This is a genomic window from Variovorax sp. Varisp41, from assembly GCF_047325085.1.
In the GTDB taxonomy this organism is placed as follows: domain Bacteria; phylum Pseudomonadota; class Gammaproteobacteria; order Burkholderiales; family Burkholderiaceae_C; genus Variovorax.
The window spans coordinates 5642603-5658409 of record NZ_CP168540.1; the positions used below are offsets into that span (position 1 = coordinate 5642603).

The following is a 15807-nucleotide window of genomic DNA, read 5'->3' on the forward strand; positions in this document are numbered from 1 at the left end:
GGCTCCGTCTCAGAACAGGAAGTAGCGCTGCGCCATCGGCAGCAGCTTCGCCGGTTCGCAGGTCAGCAACTGCCCGTCCGCGCGCACCGCGTAGGTCTGCGCATCGATCTCCATCTTCGGCGCGTAGCCGTTGTGGATCAGGTCCTTCTTGCGTACGTCGCGGATGTTCTTCACCGCCGCCAGGTTCTTCGCCAGCCCGTAGCGCTCCTTGATGCCCGCGGCCAGGCCGGCCTGCGAGACGAAGGTCAGCGAGCCCTTCGCGAGCGAGCCGCCATAGGCGCCGAACATCGGGCGGTAGTGCACCGGCTGCGGCGTCGGGATCGAGGCGTTGGGGTCGCCCATCGCGGCCATCGCGATGCTGCCGCCCTTGATGATGGTGAAGGGCTTCACGCCGAAGAAGGCCGGCTTCCACACCACGATGTCGGCCCACTTGCCGACCTCGATCGAGCCCACCTCGTGCGCGATGCCGTGCGCGATCGCGGGGTTGATCGTGTACTTGGCCACGTAGCGCTTCGCGCGGAAGTTGTCGTTGCGCGCGCTGTCCTCGGGCAGCGTGCCGCGCTGCAGCTTCATCTTGTGCGCGGTCTGCCAGCAGCGCAGCACCACCTCGCCCACGCGGCCCATGGCCTGGCTGTCGGAGCTGAACATGCTGATCGCGCCGAGGTCGTGCAGCACGTCCTCGGCGGCGATGGTTTCCTTGCGGATGCGCGACTCGGCGAAGGCCAGGTCTTCGGCGATGCCGGCGTCGAGGTGGTGGCACACCATGAGCATGTCGACGTGCTCGTCGAGCGTGTTCACGGTGTAGGGCATGGTGGGGTTGGTCGACGAGGGCAGGAAGTTCGCCTCGCCCACCACGCGCAGGATGTCGGGCGCATGGCCGCCGCCCGCGCCCTCGGTGTGGAAGGCGCAGATCGCGCGGCCGCCCACGGCCGCGATCGTGTTCTCGACGAAGCCCGACTCGTTGAGCGTGTCGCTGTGGATCGCCACCTGCGTGTCGGTGGCATCGGCCACGTCGAGGCAGTTGCCGATCGCCGAGGGCGTCGTGCCCCAGTCCTCGTGCAGCTTGAGGCCGATCACGCCGGCCTCGATCTGCTCGTGCAGCGCGCCGGGCAGGCTGGCGTTGCCCTTGCCGAGGAAGCCGAGGTTCATCGGGAACGCGTCGGCCGCCTGCAGCATGCGCTCGATGTGCCAGGGCCCGGGCGTGGAGGTGGTCGCGAAGGTGCCGGTGGCGGGGCCGGTGCCGCCGCCCAGCATGGTGGTCACGCCCGAGGCCAGCGCCTCCTCGATCTGCTGCGGGCAGATGAAGTGGATGTGGCTGTCGATGCCGCCGGCGGTGACGATGTTGCCCTCGCAGCTGATGATCTCGGTGCCCGGGCCGATCACGATATCGACACCCGGTTGCACGTCGGGATTGCCGGCCTTGCCGATGGCGGCGATGCGGCCGTCCTTCAGGCCGATGTCGGCCTTGACGATGCCCCAGTGGTCGAGGATCAGCGCGTTGGTGAGCACCGTGTCGACGGCACCCTGCGCGCGCGTGCGCTGCGACTGCGCCATGCCGTCGCGGATCGTCTTGCCGCCGCCGAACTTGACCTCCTCGCCGTAGCCGCCGGCGCGCAGCGTGTAGTCGGCCTCGACCTCGATCAGCAGCTCGGTGTCGGCCAGCCGCACGCGGTCGCCCACCGTGGGGCCGAAGATTTCTGCGTAGGCGCGCCTGCCTATGGTTGCCATGTCGTTCCTTGTCTTGCGGGAGAGGCCGCGGGCCGGTTCTCGGCGGGGCCGGTGAAATTCAGCAGGTCGCGCATCGAGGCGACCGCCAGCGCCATGAACGCGAGGGCGCACAGGCGGTGCGTCACGCCGGCCCAGCGCGATGCCGAGCGGGCGAAGAGCCTGGCGACGAGGCCCGCGCAGAGGAAGCACCAGAGCACGGAGGCCGCCATGAAGCCGGTGAAGAAGACGGCGTAGTGGGCGGTGGTCGGTCGGTCCATGCCGAGGCCGGCCATGGCGCTGCCGAGCGCGGCCCAGTAGGCCAGGTTCTGGGGATTGGTGGCGGAGAGAATCACGCCCGAGCGCAGCGCCCGCCTCGCGGGCATGGCCAGCGCGCGCTCGATGCCGGCATCGCGCTTCGCGGCGCGCCAGCTGTCGGCCGCGAGCCAGGCGAGATAGAGCACGCCGGCGATGCCCAGCGGCCAGCGCAGGGCATCGATCTGCATCAGCGCGCCCGCGCCGGCCAGGCCCAGCACGGCCCACAGCGCGTCGCCGACCAGCGAGCCCACCTGGACGGCGAAGGCCGGACGGAAACCGCCCTGCAGTCCCTGGCGCACGGTTTCCGCGAACACGGCCCCCGGCGCGGCGTTGAACACCAGGCCCAGCAGAAAGGCGGAGAGCGCGAGTGACAGCATGCCGGCGCCCGCTCAGAGCTTGCCCTGAACCAGTCCGCGGAAGCCGTAGACGATGCGGTCGCCCGAGAAATCGACCAGCTCGACCGTGCGCTGCTGCCCCGGCTCGAAGCGCACCGCGGCGCCCGAGGCGATGTTCAGGCGCATGCCGCGCGCGGCCTCGCGGTCGAAGCCGAGGGCGCCGTTGGTTTCGGCGAAGTGGTAGTGGGAGCCGACCTGTATCGGCCGGTCGGCCGTGTTCTGCACCACCAGCGTGAGGGTGCGGCGGCCCGGGTTGAGCGGGTGGTCGCCGTCGTCGGTGAGGATTTCGCCGGGGATCATGGACCGGGGCCTCGCCTCAGATCGCCTGCGCCAGCAGCGTGGCGCCGAGGCCGACCACCGCGGCGCCCGCGATGCGCGGCAGCCAGGCGCTGGCATGGCGCAGCGCCCAGCCCAGCGCGATGCCGGCGGCATGCAGCAGCACGGTCGCGCCGACCATGCCGGCGAGCGTGAGGGCGGCGTCGTGCTCGCCCGCGAGCTCGTGGCCGTGCGCCACGCCGTGGAAGACGGCGAACAGGCCGACCACCGCCATCGCCACGCCGGCCGGCAGGTGCACGCGCGCGGCCACCAGCAGGCCCAGCACCAGCAGCGAGGCCGCGATCATCGGTTCGACGGCCGGCAGCTGCAGGCCGGCCAGGCCGACCAGCGCGCCCGCCAGCAGCATGCCGGCGAAGGCCAGCGGTGCCCACAGCAGGTCGGGCCAGGCGCGGCGCGCCGACAGCGCGCTCCAGACGCCCACCGCGACCATCGCCGCGAGGTGGTCGGCGCCGGTCAGTGGATGCATGAAGCCGGCCACGAGGCCGTGGTGCAGGCCGCCGTCGACGCCGGTGTGGGCGCTGGCCGCCAGGGGCAGCAGGGCGGCGGCGAGCAGGGCGAGGGTCCTGGAGGAGATCGATGGGCGCATGAGGGCTTGTCCTTGGTTGTTCTGGGTGTGCGGTCGTTCAGACGATGGGCTGGTGCACCGTCACGAGCTTGGTGCCGTCGGGGAAGGTGGCTTCGACCTGGATGTCGGGAATCATCTCGGCGATGCCGTCCATCACGTCGGCGCGCGTCAGCACGCTGCGGCCCTCGCTCATGAGCTCGGCCACGCTCTTGCCGTCGCGCGCGCCTTCCATGACAGCGGCCGAGATCAGGGCGATGGCTTCGGGGTAGTTGAGCTTGAGGCCGCGGGCCTTGCGGCGTTCGGCGAGCAGCGCCGCGGTGAAGATCAGCAGCTTGTCTTTTTCGCGCGGAGTCAGTTCCATGGAGACGGCATCGGGTGGCGGGAGGAGGCGGCCATTATGGGCAGAGCAGGGCTGTTGCAACAGTCGTGCCCTGTTCGCCGAATGCCGTATGGCACCGGGTCCGCGGGGCGCCGGGTGGCACGAAAGATGCACCGAAACGGTGTGAACCCTGGCCCGCCCTCCGCCGTCCCCCCCACCGAGTCCGACGACGCGCCGCAGCGCATCGTCAAGGTGCGGCGCGACTACAACAGCTGGGTCGCGAGCGAAACCCTCGAGGACTACGCGCTGCGCTACACGCCGCAGCGCTTTCGCAAATGGTCCGAATGGCGGGTCGCCAACACGGCCTTCGGCGCGGCCTCGTTCCTGATCCTGGAGGCGGTGGGCGCCACGCTGCTGGTGCAGTACGGCTTCGCCAACGCCTTCTGGGCCATCCTGGCCACGGGGCTGATCATCTTCCTCGCGGGCCTGCCGATCAGCGTGTACGCGGCGCGCTACGGCGTCGACATGGACCTGCTCACGCGCGGCGCCGGCTTCGGCTACATCGGCTCCACGCTGACCTCGCTGATCTACGCGAGCTTCACCTTCATCTTCTTCGCGCTCGAGGCGGCCGTGATGGCCTACGCGCTCGAGCTGGCGCTGGGCATCCCGCCGGTCTGGGGCTACCTGGTCTGTGCGCTGGTGGTGATCCCGCTGGTCACGCACGGGGTGTCGGCGATCAGCCGGCTGCAGCTGTGGACGCAGCCGCTGTGGCTGCTGATGCTGGTCGTGCCCTTCGCCTATGTGCTGGTGCGCGATCCTGGTGCGTTCGCGGGCATCACGCACTACAACGGCGCCAAGGGTGGTGCGCAAGGATTCAACTTGCACCTGTTCGGTGCCGCCCTCACGGTGGGCATCGCGCTCATCACGCAGATGGGCGAGCAGGCCGACTACCTGCGCTTCATGCCCGCGCGCACCGCGGCCAGCCGTGGCCGCTGGTGGGCCGGCGTGCTGGCCGGCGGGCCGGGCTGGGTGGTGCTGGGCGTGGTCAAGATGCTGGGCGGCGCCGCGCTGGCCTACCTCGCGATCACGCACATGGTGCCGGTGGAGCGCGCGGTCGACCCGAACCAGATGTACCTCGCGGCCTACGAGTACGTGTTCCCCAACTACGGCTGGGCGGTGGCGGCCACCGCGCTGTTCGTGGTGATCTCGCAGCTCAAGATCAACGTCACCAACGCCTACGCGGGCTCGCTGGCCTGGAGCAACTTCTTCTCGCGCGTGGCCCACAGCCATCCGGGGCGCGTGGTGTGGGTGGTGTTCAACGCGCTGATCGCCTTCATGCTGATGGAGATGAACGTGTTCGAGGCGCTGGGCGACGTGCTCGGGCTGTTCGCCAACATCGCCATCGCCTGGATGATGGCCGTGGTGGCCGACCTGGTCATCAACAAGCCGCTGGGCCTCTCGCCGCCGGGCATCGAGTTCAAGCGCGCCCACCTGTGGGACATCAATCCGGTGGGCGTGGGCGCGATGGCGCTGGCCTCGCTGCTGTCGATCACCGCGCACCTGGGTGTGTTCGGGCCGCTGGCGCAGGCCTTCTCGGCGCTGATCGCGCTCGGCACGGCGCTCGTCGCCTCGCCGCTGCTGGCCTGGGCCACGGGCGGGCGCTACTACCTGGCGCGCGGCTCGGTCGAGGGCGCCGCGGTGGCGGCCGGCCGGCCGGTGCAGTGGGCGCGGGTGGAATCCGAAGGCGCCTACCGCCGCCTCGCGGTGCAGCGCTGCGTGATCTGCGAGCGCGAGTACGAAGGCCCCGACATGGCCCACTGCCCGGCCTACCAGGGCGCGATCTGCTCGCTGTGCTGCACGCTCGACGCGCGCTGCGGCGACCTCTGCAAGCCGCATGCGAGCCTGTCGGCGCAGTGGTCGGCGGTGCTGCGCTGGCTGCTGCCGCGGCGCAGCTGGCGCTACCTCGACACCGGCCTGGGCCACTTCCTGCTGCTGATGCTGATCATCGTGCCGCTGCTGGCGGTGGTGTTCGGCGTGCTCTACCAGCAGGAGCTGCGCGCGCTCGGCGAGCGCGCGCTCGAGCTGGCCGCGCAGAGCGAGGTGGCGCAGGCGCTTGCGGCCGCGCAGCAGGCCTCGCTGCGCTCGGGCTTCCTCAAGGCCTACATGGCGCTGCTGGTGATCGCGGGCATCGTGGCCTGGTGGCTGGTGCTGGCGCACCAGAGCCGCAAGGTGGCGCAGGAGGAATCGAACCGCCAGACCCACCTGCTGGTGCGCGAGATCGAGCTGCACCGCGAGACCGACCGCGCGCTGCAGTCGGCCACGCGCACCGCCGAGGAGGCGCGCGAGGTGGCCGAGCAGGCCAAGCTCGCGGCCGAGCAGGCCCGGCGCGCCGCCGACCAGGCCAACCAGGCCAAGAGCCGCTACATCAGCGCCATCAGCCACGAGCTGCGCACGCCGCTCAACAGCATCCTCGGCTATGCGCAGCTGATGGGCGAAGACCACTCCGTGCCGCCGCACCGCCAGCAGGCGGTGGCGGTCATCAAGCGCGGCGGCGAGCACCTGCTGTCGCTGATCGAGGGCACCCTGGCGATCGCCCACATCGAGGCCGGCAAGCTCACGCTGCATGCGCGGCCGATGCGCTTCGCCGACACCCTGCGCGAGCTGGCCGACATGTTCGAGCTGCAGGCGGCCGAGAAGGGCCTGGCCTTCCGCTTCGAGGCCGCGGGCACGCTGCCCGAGGTGGTGCGCGCCGACGAGAAGCGGGTCTGCCAGATCCTCATCAACCTGCTGGGAAACGCGATCAAGTTCACGGCCGCGGGCCAGGTCACGCTGCGGCTGGCCTACGCACGTGAGTTCGCCGCGGTGGAGATCGAGGACACCGGCCCGGGCATGACGGCGGCCGAGATCGAGCGCATCTTCGAGCCCTTCGCGCGCGGCGATTCGGCCGGCGCCGCGGCCGCGCCGGGCGCGGGGCTGGGCCTCACCATCGCCAAGATGCTGACCGACCTGATGGGCGGCGAGATGAAGGTCAGCAGCACGCCGGGCGTGGGCTCGCTGTTCTGCGTGCGGCTGTTCCTGCCGCGCGTGCATGAGGCGGTGGCCGGTGCCGGCCGGCCGCAGCCGGTGCAGCGCGCGCGGCGCGGCTACGAGGGTGCGCGCCGCCGGCTGCTGGTGGTCGACAACGAGGAGGCCGATCGCGAGCTGCTGGGCCATGTGCTGGCGCCGCTGGGCTTCGAGCTGCGCAGCGCGGCCAGCGGCCACGATGCGCTCGACCTGATCGCCGCCGGTTACCGGCCCGACGCCATGTTCGTCGACCTCGCGATGCCCGGCATCGACGGCTGGGAGACCATTCGCCGAGCGCGCCGGCTCGGACTGGCCGACGCGGCGGTGGCGATCGTCTCGGCCAACGCCTTCGACAAGGGGCTCGACAACGACGTGGAGATCGCGCCCGAGGACTTCTTCGTGAAGCCGGTGCGCCACACCGAGCTGCTCGACTGGCTCGAGCGCCGGCTCGGCCTGCACTGGACCGAAGCGGCCGCGGCGAGCGCGCCGGCACCCGCGCAGCCGGTGCTGCGCCCGCCCTCGCGCGAGCGGCTGCGCGCGCTCGACGAGGCCGTGAGCCTCGGCTACTTCCGCGGCATCATGAACCAGCTCGACGCCATCGACCGCGAGCAGCCCGAGTGCGCCGCCTGGACCGAGGCGCAGCGCGTGCTGGCGCGGCAGTTCCAGTTCGAGGCCATGGGCCGCGCGCTGGCCGAGGCGGCCCATGCGGGATGACAAACAGATGAATACACCGGTCCCCTCTGTCGAACCCGTGCCGCTCGCGCAGTCGCTGCGCGACAAGAGCGCCAACAGCGACCTCGTGCTGATCGTGGACGACGTGCCCGACAACCTCGCGGTACTGCACGACGCGCTCGACGAGTCGGGCTACACGGTGCTGATCGCCACCAACGGCGAGCAGGCCTTGCAGCGCGCCGCGCAGGCGCGGCCCGACATCGTGCTGCTCGATGCGATGATGCCGGGCATCGACGGCTTCGAGGTCGCGCGCCGGCTCAAGGCCGACGGAATGACGTCGCACATCCCGATCGTCTTCATGACCGGCCTGACCGAGACCGAGCACCTGGTGGCCGCGCTCGAGGCCGGCGGCGTGGACTACGTGACCAAGCCGATCAAGCCCAAGGAGGTGCTGGCGCGCATGAACGTGCACCTGCAGGGCGCCCGGCGCGCGCGCCAGGTGGCGCGCCAGGCCGGCCAGGCGCGCAACGCTCTCGACGCCTTCGGCTACGCCAGCATCACGGTGCGGCTGCCCGAGGGCCGGCTGATCTGGCAGACGGCGCTGGCGCGCGACCTGCTGCAGCGCTACTGCGAGACGCGCGCGCCCGAGACCCCGGCCGCCGTGCTCGACTGGCTGCGCAGCCATGCGCCGGCGGCGCGCCAGCGCGGCGTGGAGCCGCCGGCGCTGTCGATCGCGCAGGGCGCCAGCAGCCTCACGCTGCGGCTGCACCAGCAGACCGGGCACGACGACGACGGCGACGAGTGGATGATCATCATGCGCGAGGTGTCCGACACCGCCGTGATCGAGGCCATGAGCCTGAGCCTCAAGCTCACGGCGCGCGAGGCCGAGGTGCTCTACTGGGTGGTCAAGGGCAAGACCAACAAGGACATCGGCGAGATCCTCGGCAGCAGCCCGGCCACGGCCAAGAAGCACCTCGAGCGCGTCTACGTGAAGCTCGGCGTGGAGACGCGCACGGCCGCGGCCGGCGTGGCGATCAAGCGCATCCGCGAGCTGCAGCCGCAGTTCGAGATCTAGCGTTCCAGCGTTCGGGCGGCGGCGTCACGCCGCCGACTTTCCGCCTGCCTAGAATCGCGCGCCGGTTCACCGGAACGCTCGCGATGAAGAACAAGGAACACGCCACCAGAGGGATGCGCATCGGATGGCTGCTGGCCGCCTGCGGCCTGTGGGCCGGCGCGGGCGCGCACGCGGCCGGCCATTTCGACATCGACGATGCCGCCACCCTCGATCCGGGCCAGTGCCAGTACGAGACCTGGTGGGGCCGCACCGGCCCCGAGCCGGTCATCGGCTTCCACCTGGGCCCGGCCTGCCGCATCGGTCCCGTGGAGCTGGGCTTCAACCTCGACCGGCTGTCGACGCTGGGCGTGCGCACGGTCACCGGCGGGCCGCAGATCAAGTGGAATTTCTTCGGCCCGGCGCCCGATGCCACCTGGAGCGCCGCGATCTCGGCCGGCACGGTGTCGGATTTCCGCACCGGCGGCCGCACGGGCGGGCAGCTCGTGGTGCCGGTCAGCTGGCGCCCTACGCCGGAGCTGCAGATCCACGCCAACCTCGGCGCCGACTGGGCGCCCGGCACCGGCCAGCGCACGGCGCGCGGTGGCCTCGCCTGCGAGTGGGCGCTCAACGACACGCTGTCGCTGATCGCCGAGCGCAGCCGGGTCTCGCGGCTGTGGACCTCGCGCGTGGGCGCGCGGGTCAACCTCACGCCGCTGATCAGCCTCGACCTCAGCGCCTCACGGACCGGGCCGCAGGGCGTGCGCGGGGTCGTGATCGGCCTGAACCACGAGTTCAGCTGGAAGTGAGGTTGCGCCGCGCCCGGTGCGCGGCCGCCTTCGCGCGGTTGCCGCACGAGGCCATGCTGCACCAGCGGCGCGAGTGGGTCTTGGTGCGGTCCAGGAACATCAGCGTGCAGGCGTGGCCTTCGCAGGCGCGCACCCATTCGAAACGCTCGTCGCACAGCAGAGCGGCCATGGCGCGCGCGATCGGCTGCAGCAGCTGATCGGGCGTCGAGAAGGGCTCGACGCGGCGCAGCCGCAGGCCGCCGCCCTCGGGGTCGGCCGCGACCTCCACATGGCTGCTGTCCTGCGCGAGCAGGCGGTTCAGGGCCCCGAGCTCGGCCGCCGCCTCCGTGTCGAGCGGCCGGCCCGCGTGGCGTTCGGCGAAGTGCCGGAAACCGTCGCGCAGCTCGCGCGCGCGTTGCGCCACCGCATCGAGCGCGGCCGCGCCGCCCCTGGCGGCCCGCAGCCGCTCGGCATCGGCCGGCGCGATCAGCTTCGCCGCCAGCAGCCATTGCAGCAGCGCCGCGCCATCGGCCAGCCATTCGACGCGCACGCCGTCGGGCGTGGCGGTGCTGTTGACGAAATCGAGCGCGAGATGGTCGCCGACGAAGGGCGCGGGCATGGGGGCGGCGGTGGTGGTCATGGCGAAACTCCTGGCGCGATGATAACCGTCAAAAAATAGATTGACAGGTTACTCGACCGTGAATAACCTTTAAAAATGTCGTTAGCAGGTTATTCAAGCCCGGGAGTCCCCGGGCGCCGCCATCGGCTTGCAGGAGTCTTCCCATGGTTCGTTTCCACACCGTCGCCGTCGGCGCGCACAAGGTCTTCTATCGCGAGGCCGGCGATCGCTCGCGACCCACCTTGCTGCTGCTGCACGGCTTCCCGAGCTCGTCGCACATGTTCCGCAACCTGATCCCGCTGCTGGCGGACCGCTTCCACATCGTCGCGCCCGACCTGCCGGGCTTCGGCTTCACCGAGTCGCCCGCGCGGCCGGCCTTCGCGTACAGCTTCGACAACCTCGCCAAGGTGATCGAAGGCTTCACCGACGCGCTCGGGCTGCATCGCTACGCGCTCTACGTGTTCGACTACGGCGCGCCCGTGGGCTTCCGGCTCGCGCTGTCGCGGCCCGAGCGGGTGAGCGCGATCGTGTCGCAGAACGGCAATGCCTACGAGCAGGGCCTGAGCGAGGGCTGGAGCGTGCTGCGCACCTATTGGCGCGAGCCGAACGCGGCCAACCGCGAGGCCGTGCGCGCGGCCCAACTGACGCACGAGGCCACGCGCTGGCAGTACGTGCACGGCACGCCCGATCCGCTGCAGGTGGCGCCCGAGGCCTGGGAACTCGACTGGGCGCTGATGCAGCGGCCCGACAACATCGAGATCCAGCTCGACCTGTTCCTCGACTACGCGAGCAACGTGGCGCTGTATCCGAAGTTCCACGACTACTTCCGCATCCACCGCCCGCCCTTCCTCGCGATCTGGGGCCGCAACGATCCTTTCTTCCTGCCGCCGGGCGCCGAGGCCTTCAAGACCGACAACCCGAACGCGCAGGTGCGCTTCCTCGACACCGGCCACTTCGCGCTCGAGACGCATGCGGCGGAGATCGGCGCGGCGATCGGCGAACTGCTGGGCCGGTTGCCGGCCGAGGGCTGAAGGCTCAGCGCAGGTAGCGTTGCATCCGCTTCTCGTCGTCGGCCAGTTGCTGGCGCATCACCGAGAGGAAGTCGCGCGCGGTCGACGACAGCACCTTGCCGGCGGGCAGCGCGAGGATGCATGCGAAGAAGATGTCGACCGACAGCTTGCGCGCGACCAGGCCGCGCTCGGCGTAGTCGAGCGCGGTGATCGGATTGACCAGGCCCACGCCGAGCCCGCGCAGCGCCATCTCGCAGACGCTGGCGGCGTAGGGCGTCTGCACCACCATGCGCAGCGCCAGGCTCTTCTGCGCCAGCGCGGCCTCGAGCCGGCGGTGCGAGGGGTCCTCGGGGTTGAGCGCGAGGAAGGGCGCCTCCACCAGCTGCTCGGGCTCGATGCTCCTGAAGCGCGCGAGCGCATGGCCCTGCGGCATCACGACCACGCCCGGGAAATGCGCGAAGGTCGAATGCTCGAGGCCCTCGAGCGAGAGCTCGTCGGCCATCAGGCCGAAGTCGGAGATGCCCATCGAGACCCGGTCGCGCACGTCCTTGGAACTCAGCACCTGCAGCGACACCTGCGGCCAGGCGCTCGCGCCGCGGTGTGCCTTGAAGCGCTCGAGCGCGCGCGGCATGAAGCCCAGCCCGAAGGCCGGGTAGCAGCTGAGCTCGAGCTGGTTGGTGCCGAAGTCGCGCAGGCTGCGCACCCGGTGCTCGATCGCGTCCATGCCGATGAACACGCGCTCCACCTCCACCCACAGCGCGCGCGCCTCGGGCGTGGGCACCAGCCGCCCGCCGGTGCGCTGGAACAGCTGCATGCCCGCCTGCGTCTCGAGCCGCTTGAGCGACTGGCTGATCGCCGGTTGCGTCACATGCAGCAGCGCCGCGGCCTTGCGCGTGGAACTGCTGCGCATCAGCGCCCGGAAAGTCTCGATCTCCGCAAATCGCATCGATAAGTTCCGTTATCGGTTGAGTATTTTGGGCATTCTGATTTTATTTCCGAACGCATAAGATTCGGCCCGCCATGACACTCCACGCGCTCGACACCTTGCCCGCCGACCTTTCCTCCGACGCCGCGGACGAGGCCCTCGCGGCCGATGCCGCGCGGCCGTTGCGCAACCCGCAACTGCGCGGCCTCCAGTGCCTGCGCTGCGAGACGCTCTATCCGGTGACCTCGCTCAACGAAGGCTGCCCGGCCTGCCGCAGCATGGGCATGCACATCGGCCTGCGGGCCAGCTATCTGCCGGGCACCGACGCCGGCCTCCCGATGCCCTACCTGCCGGGCTTCACGCTCGGCGAAGGCAGCACGCCGCTGCGCGAACTGCCCGAACTGGCGCAGCGCCTCGGCGTGGCGCGGCTGGCGCTCAAGGACGAATCGGTCAACCCGACCGGCTCGCACAAGGACCGCATGACCGCCGTCGGCGTGGCGCAGGCGCTGGAAGCCGGTGCCCACACGCTGGTGCTGGCCTCCTCGGGCAATGCCGCGGTCTCGGCGGCCCACTATGCCTGGGCCGCGGGCCTGTCCTGCGAGGTCGCGGGCTACGAGGGCCTGCCGGCGGCCTACGCGCGCCAGCTCGACGCGCTCGGCGCGCGGCGCTATGCCTTCTCCGACAACGCGGGCCGCTGGGCCTTCGTGCGCGAGCGCGCGCAGCATCCGGGCTACTTCGCGCTCACCAACTACCGGTTGCCCGCGCTGGGCAGCGCGCCACTGGCGATCGAGGGCTACAAGCCGATCGCGGCCGAATGCCTGGCCGAGGGTGGCCTGCCCGACCACATCGTGGTGCCGACCGCGCGCGGCGACCTGGCCTGGGGCATCTACGCGGGCTTTCGCGACCTGCTGGCGGCCGGGCGCATCGCGCGGCTGCCGCGGCTGTGGCTGGTGGAGCCGTTCCCGCGGCTGTCGCGCGTGCTCGCGGGCGGCGCCGTCAACGGCAGCTATCCGGGCCACACGGCGCAGTTCTCGACCGCGGGCGCCACCGTCACCTACCTGCAATGGCAGGCCGCCACCGCCACCGCGGGCGGCGCGGTGGTGGTCAGCGACGACGAGGCGCGTGGCGCGCGCCGGCTGCTGACGGCCGCCGGCGTGAGCGCCGAACTCTGCGCGGCCGCGGGCCTGGGCGCGCTGCGGCAGTTGCGCGACAACGGCCTGGTGGCGGCCGATGCGCACGTGGTGCTGATGCTGACCGCGAGCGCCGCCTGCGATCCGAGCTGGCCCGATCCGTCGGTCTGAGACCGGTTCTTTCTTCCTTCGTCCCTCGTTCACGGAGCACGCGATGCGCCGACGTACCTTCCTTGCCGTTTCATCGGCAGGCGCCCTGCTGGGCGCCACCGGCAACGCCCGGGCGGGCGCCTTTCCCGACCGGCCCGTGAAGCTGGTCGTGCCCTGGGCCGCGGGCGGCAGCACCGATGCCATCGCGCGCGCCATGGCGCAACGCATGAGCCAGACGCTGGGCCAGTCGGTGATCGTCGACAACCGGCCGGGCGCGGCCGGCCAGATCGGTACCGATGCCGCCGCCAAGGCGCCGCCCGACGGCTACACGCTGGTCATCGTCGAGCTGCCGCATGCCATCGCGCCGGCGGTGACGGCGAAGCTGCCCTACGACCTGCTGCGCGACTTCACGCCGGTGACCATGATCGGCACCTCGCCGCTGGTGCTGTTCGCGGGCATGGACGAGGGCAGCAAGGACTTCCGCAGTTTCATGAAGACGGCCGCCGCGAGCGCCGCGCCGCCCGCGATCGCGCACAGCGGCGCGGGCACCGTGAGCCATCTCGCGGGCGAGCTGCTGGCGCAGCGCTCGAGGATCCGTTTCAACATGGTCCCGTACCGCGGCTCGGCGCCCGCGCTCACCGACGTGGCCGCGGGCACGGTGGCCGGCCATTTCGCGACCCTGGCCAGCGGCTCGAGCCTGGTGGGCGCGCGCCGCATCCGGCCGCTGCTGGTGGCGAGCGCGAAGCGCGTGGACATCCCGGGCCTGCAGGGCGTGCCCGCGCTGGCCGAGAGCGGCCTCGCGGGCATGGAGATCGACCAGTGGTGGGCGCTGGTCGCGCCCGCCACCACGCCGCTCGAGGTGGTCGAGAAGCTGCGCGCCGAAGCCGTCGCGGCGCTGGCCCATGCCTCGGTGAAGGAGCGCATGTCGGCGCTCGGCGTACAGCTGCGCGGCTCGACCACCGGCGAGCTGCGTGCCTTCATGCGCGCCGAGGCCGAGCGCTGGCAGCGCGTGGCGCGCGAGATCGGGCTGCAGCCGCAGTAAGCCGCGCGAACTCCTAGCGGGCGTCGCTGTAGACGGTGGCGCGCGACACGCCCATGTGCGCGGCCGCGATCTCGGCGCCGCGGCGGATCTCGAGAAAGCCTTCCTTCTTCAGTTCCTGCACCAGCTGCTTGCGGTCGGCCGGCTTGAGCGAGCGCGGCGTGGTCGCGCGCGCGGCCGCGAAGGCGTCGATGCGCGCATGGATGCGCTCGGACTGGCCGCTGCCCGGCTCGAGGTGCTCGCGCACCTCGCTGTCGTCGATGCGCGTGAACTGAGACATCGCGCTCTGGAAGCTCTGGAACAGGGTCAGGTCCACGTTCAGGCACAGCGCGGCCACGTACTCGCCGTGCTCGTCCTTGATGCCGATCGAGGTGCTCTTGACCTTGCGGCCGTCGGGAAAGGCATTGGCGTAGTTCGCGATCACGGCCGGGAATTCGGGATCTCGGATGCGCGCGAGCCCGAGCTCGGTGACCGACTGGCCGACCTGCCGGCCGCTCAGGCCGTTCTCGATCGCATGGATCGCGTTGTCGGGATTGCGCAGGTCGTGCACCACCACCTCGCAGAAGGGCGCGAAGGTCTGGCCCAGGCCCTCGGCGATGTGGTCGAGCATCTCGAGCAGGTGCTTGTCGGACTTCTTCTTCATGCGGGTGAATGTATCCAGGTCTGGACGAAGCATCCAAACCGCGCGCCAAAACTGTACAAAAAGTACATTAATGGATATATTGTCTGGAACCGCGGTGCCCTCCGGCGGCCGCCTTCGCGGGCGGCGCGCCGACTTCCCTCTTTCTTTCTCTGCTCGGAGAAACCCATGAAGAAGATCCGTCTGGCGTTCCCTGTCCTCGTCCTCTCGCTGCTGGCCGCCGGTGCCGGCCCGGCCTCGGCCGACACCCTGCGCAAGCTCGCCGACAGCGGCCGCATCGCGATGGGCGTGCGCGACTCGGGCGCGCCGCTGTCCTATGCGCTCGGCGCGGGCCGCTACACCGGCTACCACGTCGAGCTCTGCGAACGCGTGATCGCCGGCCTGCGCGAGGCGCAGCGGCTGCCCGCGCTGGCCATCGACTACCAGCCCGTGACCTCGTCGAACCGCATTCCGCTGGTGCGCAACGGCACGGTCGACCTCGAGTGCGGCACCACCACCAACAACGCGGCGCGCCAGAAGGAGGTGGCGTTCGCGCTCACCACCTACGTCACCGAGGTGCGGCTCGCGGTGGCCGCGAAGTCGGGCATCGCGTCGATCGCGCAGCTGCAGGGCAGGACGGTGGTCGTGACCTCGGGCTCGAGCGCGGTGAAGACCGCGCGGCTGCACAAGAAGGCGGCCGGCGTCGAGTTCCAGGAGGTCTACGGCAAGGACACGGGCGACAGCTTCCTCATGCTGCAGACCGGCCGCGCCGACGCCTGGATCGATGACGACAACATCCTCGCGGGCAACATCGCGAGCGCGCGCACGCCGGGCGACTTCCGCATCGCGGGCGAGACCTTCGCGGTGGAGCCGATCGCGATCATGCTGCGGCGCGACGACCCGGCCTTCAAGGCCGCGGTCGATGCCCAGCTGCGCCGGCTGATGGCCGACGGCGAGCTCGCGAAGCTCTACGACAAGTGGTTCGTGCAGCCGATCCCGCCGCGCAACGCGGCGCTGAACCTGCCGATGAGCGCCGCGCTGCGCCAGGCGATCGCGGCGCCGAACGACAACCCTTCCGAGGCCTACCAGGCCCGCTGAATCCAT

General features: G+C 71.0%; 15 protein-coding genes. 7 read left to right on the forward strand and 8 right to left on the reverse strand.

From position 1 onward, the window contains the following. Positions 1-9 precede the first annotated feature (9 nt). From ureC to ACEN9J_RS26175, 5 genes are read right to left on the reverse strand one after another with little or no spacing between them, the layout of a single operon-like run. Complete coding sequence (ureC, locus tag ACEN9J_RS26155) at positions 10-1728, reverse strand: urease subunit alpha (protein WP_413762454.1); 1719 nt, start codon at positions 1726-1728, stop codon at positions 10-12. After that, a complete protein-coding gene (locus ACEN9J_RS26160; RefSeq protein ID WP_413762455.1) occupies positions 1716-2399 on the reverse strand; it encodes a LysE family transporter in 684 nt (227 codons plus the stop codon). The genes ureC and ACEN9J_RS26160 overlap by 13 nt, the downstream gene beginning before the upstream one ends. Positions 2400-2411: 12 nt before the next feature. Continuing rightward, positions 2412-2717: an urease subunit beta gene (locus ACEN9J_RS26165; RefSeq protein WP_057591400.1), complete on the reverse strand. Its 306-nt coding sequence runs from the start codon at positions 2715-2717 to the stop codon at positions 2412-2414. A 16-nt stretch (positions 2718-2733) separates the two neighbouring features. Beyond that, on the reverse strand, positions 2734-3339 hold the full coding sequence (locus tag ACEN9J_RS26170; RefSeq protein WP_057591401.1) for a HupE/UreJ family protein: 606 nt from the start codon (positions 3337-3339) through the stop codon (positions 2734-2736). Between the two features lie 37 nt (positions 3340-3376). Next, positions 3377-3679 carry an urease subunit gamma gene (locus tag ACEN9J_RS26175; protein WP_057591402.1) on the reverse strand — a complete coding sequence of 101 codons (303 nt, stop codon included), beginning with the start codon at positions 3677-3679 and terminating at the stop codon, positions 3377-3379. Positions 3680-3805: 126 nt separating this feature from the next. Between ACEN9J_RS26175 and ACEN9J_RS26180 the strand changes: the two genes are divergently transcribed. From ACEN9J_RS26180 to ACEN9J_RS26190, 3 genes are all read left to right on the forward strand, one after another. After that, positions 3806-7414, forward strand: a complete 3609-nt coding sequence (locus ACEN9J_RS26180; protein ID WP_413762456.1) for an ATP-binding protein — start codon at positions 3806-3808, stop codon at positions 7412-7414. Between the two features lie 7 nt (positions 7415-7421). Beyond that, on the forward strand, positions 7422-8447 hold the full coding sequence (locus ACEN9J_RS26185) for a response regulator (RefSeq protein WP_413762457.1): 1026 nt from the start codon (positions 7422-7424) through the stop codon (positions 8445-8447). Positions 8448-8530: 83 nt separating this feature from the next. Continuing rightward, positions 8531-9232 (forward strand): hypothetical protein, encoded by a 702-nt coding sequence (locus tag ACEN9J_RS26190; protein ID WP_261214050.1) that lies wholly within the window; start codon positions 8531-8533, stop codon positions 9230-9232. Here ACEN9J_RS26190 and ACEN9J_RS26195 read toward each other — a convergent pair. After that, the gene (locus tag ACEN9J_RS26195) at positions 9219-9851 is read right to left on the reverse strand and encodes a CGNR zinc finger domain-containing protein (RefSeq protein ID WP_296729758.1); all 633 of its coding nucleotides are present in this window, start codon (positions 9849-9851) and stop codon (positions 9219-9221) included. The two genes, ACEN9J_RS26190 and ACEN9J_RS26195, sit on opposite strands and share 14 nt — an antisense overlap. A 143-nt stretch (positions 9852-9994) precedes the next feature. On the opposite strand from ACEN9J_RS26195, the gene ACEN9J_RS26200 reads away from it, so the two are divergent. After that, positions 9995-10861, forward strand: a complete 867-nt coding sequence (locus ACEN9J_RS26200; RefSeq protein ID WP_413762458.1) for an alpha/beta fold hydrolase — start codon at positions 9995-9997, stop codon at positions 10859-10861. 4 nt (positions 10862-10865) lie between these two features. Here ACEN9J_RS26200 and ACEN9J_RS26205 read toward each other — a convergent pair whose 3' ends face one another. Continuing rightward, positions 10866-11786, reverse strand: a complete 921-nt coding sequence (locus ACEN9J_RS26205; protein WP_057591406.1) for a LysR substrate-binding domain-containing protein — start codon at positions 11784-11786, stop codon at positions 10866-10868. 74 nt (positions 11787-11860) lie between these two features. Between ACEN9J_RS26205 and ACEN9J_RS26210 the strand changes: the two genes are divergently transcribed. After that, positions 11861-13066 carry a pyridoxal-phosphate dependent enzyme gene (locus ACEN9J_RS26210; protein ID WP_413762459.1) on the forward strand — a complete coding sequence of 402 codons (1206 nt, stop codon included), beginning with the start codon at positions 11861-11863 and terminating at the stop codon, positions 13064-13066. Between the two features lie 43 nt (positions 13067-13109). Beyond that, positions 13110-14087 (forward strand): Bug family tripartite tricarboxylate transporter substrate binding protein, encoded by a 978-nt coding sequence (locus ACEN9J_RS26215; RefSeq protein WP_413762460.1) that lies wholly within the window; start codon positions 13110-13112, stop codon positions 14085-14087. Between the two features lie 13 nt (positions 14088-14100). Here the strand turns inward: ACEN9J_RS26215 and ACEN9J_RS26220 are convergent, their stop codons facing one another. After that, positions 14101-14727: a transcriptional regulator gene (locus tag ACEN9J_RS26220; RefSeq protein ID WP_057591408.1), complete on the reverse strand. Its 627-nt coding sequence runs from the start codon at positions 14725-14727 to the stop codon at positions 14101-14103. A gap of 165 nt (positions 14728-14892) precedes the next feature. Between ACEN9J_RS26220 and ACEN9J_RS26225 the strand changes: the two genes are divergently transcribed. Beyond that, on the forward strand, positions 14893-15801 hold the full coding sequence (locus ACEN9J_RS26225; protein WP_057591409.1) for an amino acid ABC transporter substrate-binding protein: 909 nt from the start codon (positions 14893-14895) through the stop codon (positions 15799-15801). Positions 15802-15807: the final 6 nt, after the last annotated feature.

Coding starts and splice junctions, on each gene's coding strand:
- ureC (WP_413762454.1), bottom strand. CDS start 1,728: ATGGCAACCATAGGCAGGCGCGCCTACGCAGAAATCTTCGGCCCCACG.
- ACEN9J_RS26160 (WP_413762455.1), bottom strand. CDS start 2,399: ATGCTGTCACTCGCGCTCTCCGCCTTTCTGCTGGGCCTGGTGTTCAAC.
- ACEN9J_RS26165 (WP_057591400.1), bottom strand. CDS start 2,717: ATGATCCCCGGCGAAATCCTCACCGACGACGGCGACCACCCGCTCAAC.
- ACEN9J_RS26170 (WP_057591401.1), bottom strand. CDS start 3,339: ATGCGCCCATCGATCTCCTCCAGGACCCTCGCCCTGCTCGCCGCCGCC.
- ACEN9J_RS26175 (WP_057591402.1), bottom strand. CDS start 3,679: ATGGAACTGACTCCGCGCGAAAAAGACAAGCTGCTGATCTTCACCGCG.
- ACEN9J_RS26180 (WP_413762456.1), top strand. CDS start 3,806: ATGCACCGAAACGGTGTGAACCCTGGCCCGCCCTCCGCCGTCCCCCCC.
- ACEN9J_RS26185 (WP_413762457.1), top strand. CDS start 7,422: ATGAATACACCGGTCCCCTCTGTCGAACCCGTGCCGCTCGCGCAGTCG.
- ACEN9J_RS26190 (WP_261214050.1), top strand. CDS start 8,531: ATGAAGAACAAGGAACACGCCACCAGAGGGATGCGCATCGGATGGCTG.
- ACEN9J_RS26195 (WP_296729758.1), bottom strand. CDS start 9,851: ATGACCACCACCGCCGCCCCCATGCCCGCGCCCTTCGTCGGCGACCAT.
- ACEN9J_RS26200 (WP_413762458.1), top strand. CDS start 9,995: ATGGTTCGTTTCCACACCGTCGCCGTCGGCGCGCACAAGGTCTTCTAT.
- ACEN9J_RS26205 (WP_057591406.1), bottom strand. CDS start 11,786: ATGCGATTTGCGGAGATCGAGACTTTCCGGGCGCTGATGCGCAGCAGT.
- ACEN9J_RS26210 (WP_413762459.1), top strand. CDS start 11,861: ATGACACTCCACGCGCTCGACACCTTGCCCGCCGACCTTTCCTCCGAC.
- ACEN9J_RS26215 (WP_413762460.1), top strand. CDS start 13,110: ATGCGCCGACGTACCTTCCTTGCCGTTTCATCGGCAGGCGCCCTGCTG.
- ACEN9J_RS26220 (WP_057591408.1), bottom strand. CDS start 14,727: ATGAAGAAGAAGTCCGACAAGCACCTGCTCGAGATGCTCGACCACATC.
- ACEN9J_RS26225 (WP_057591409.1), top strand. CDS start 14,893: ATGAAGAAGATCCGTCTGGCGTTCCCTGTCCTCGTCCTCTCGCTGCTG.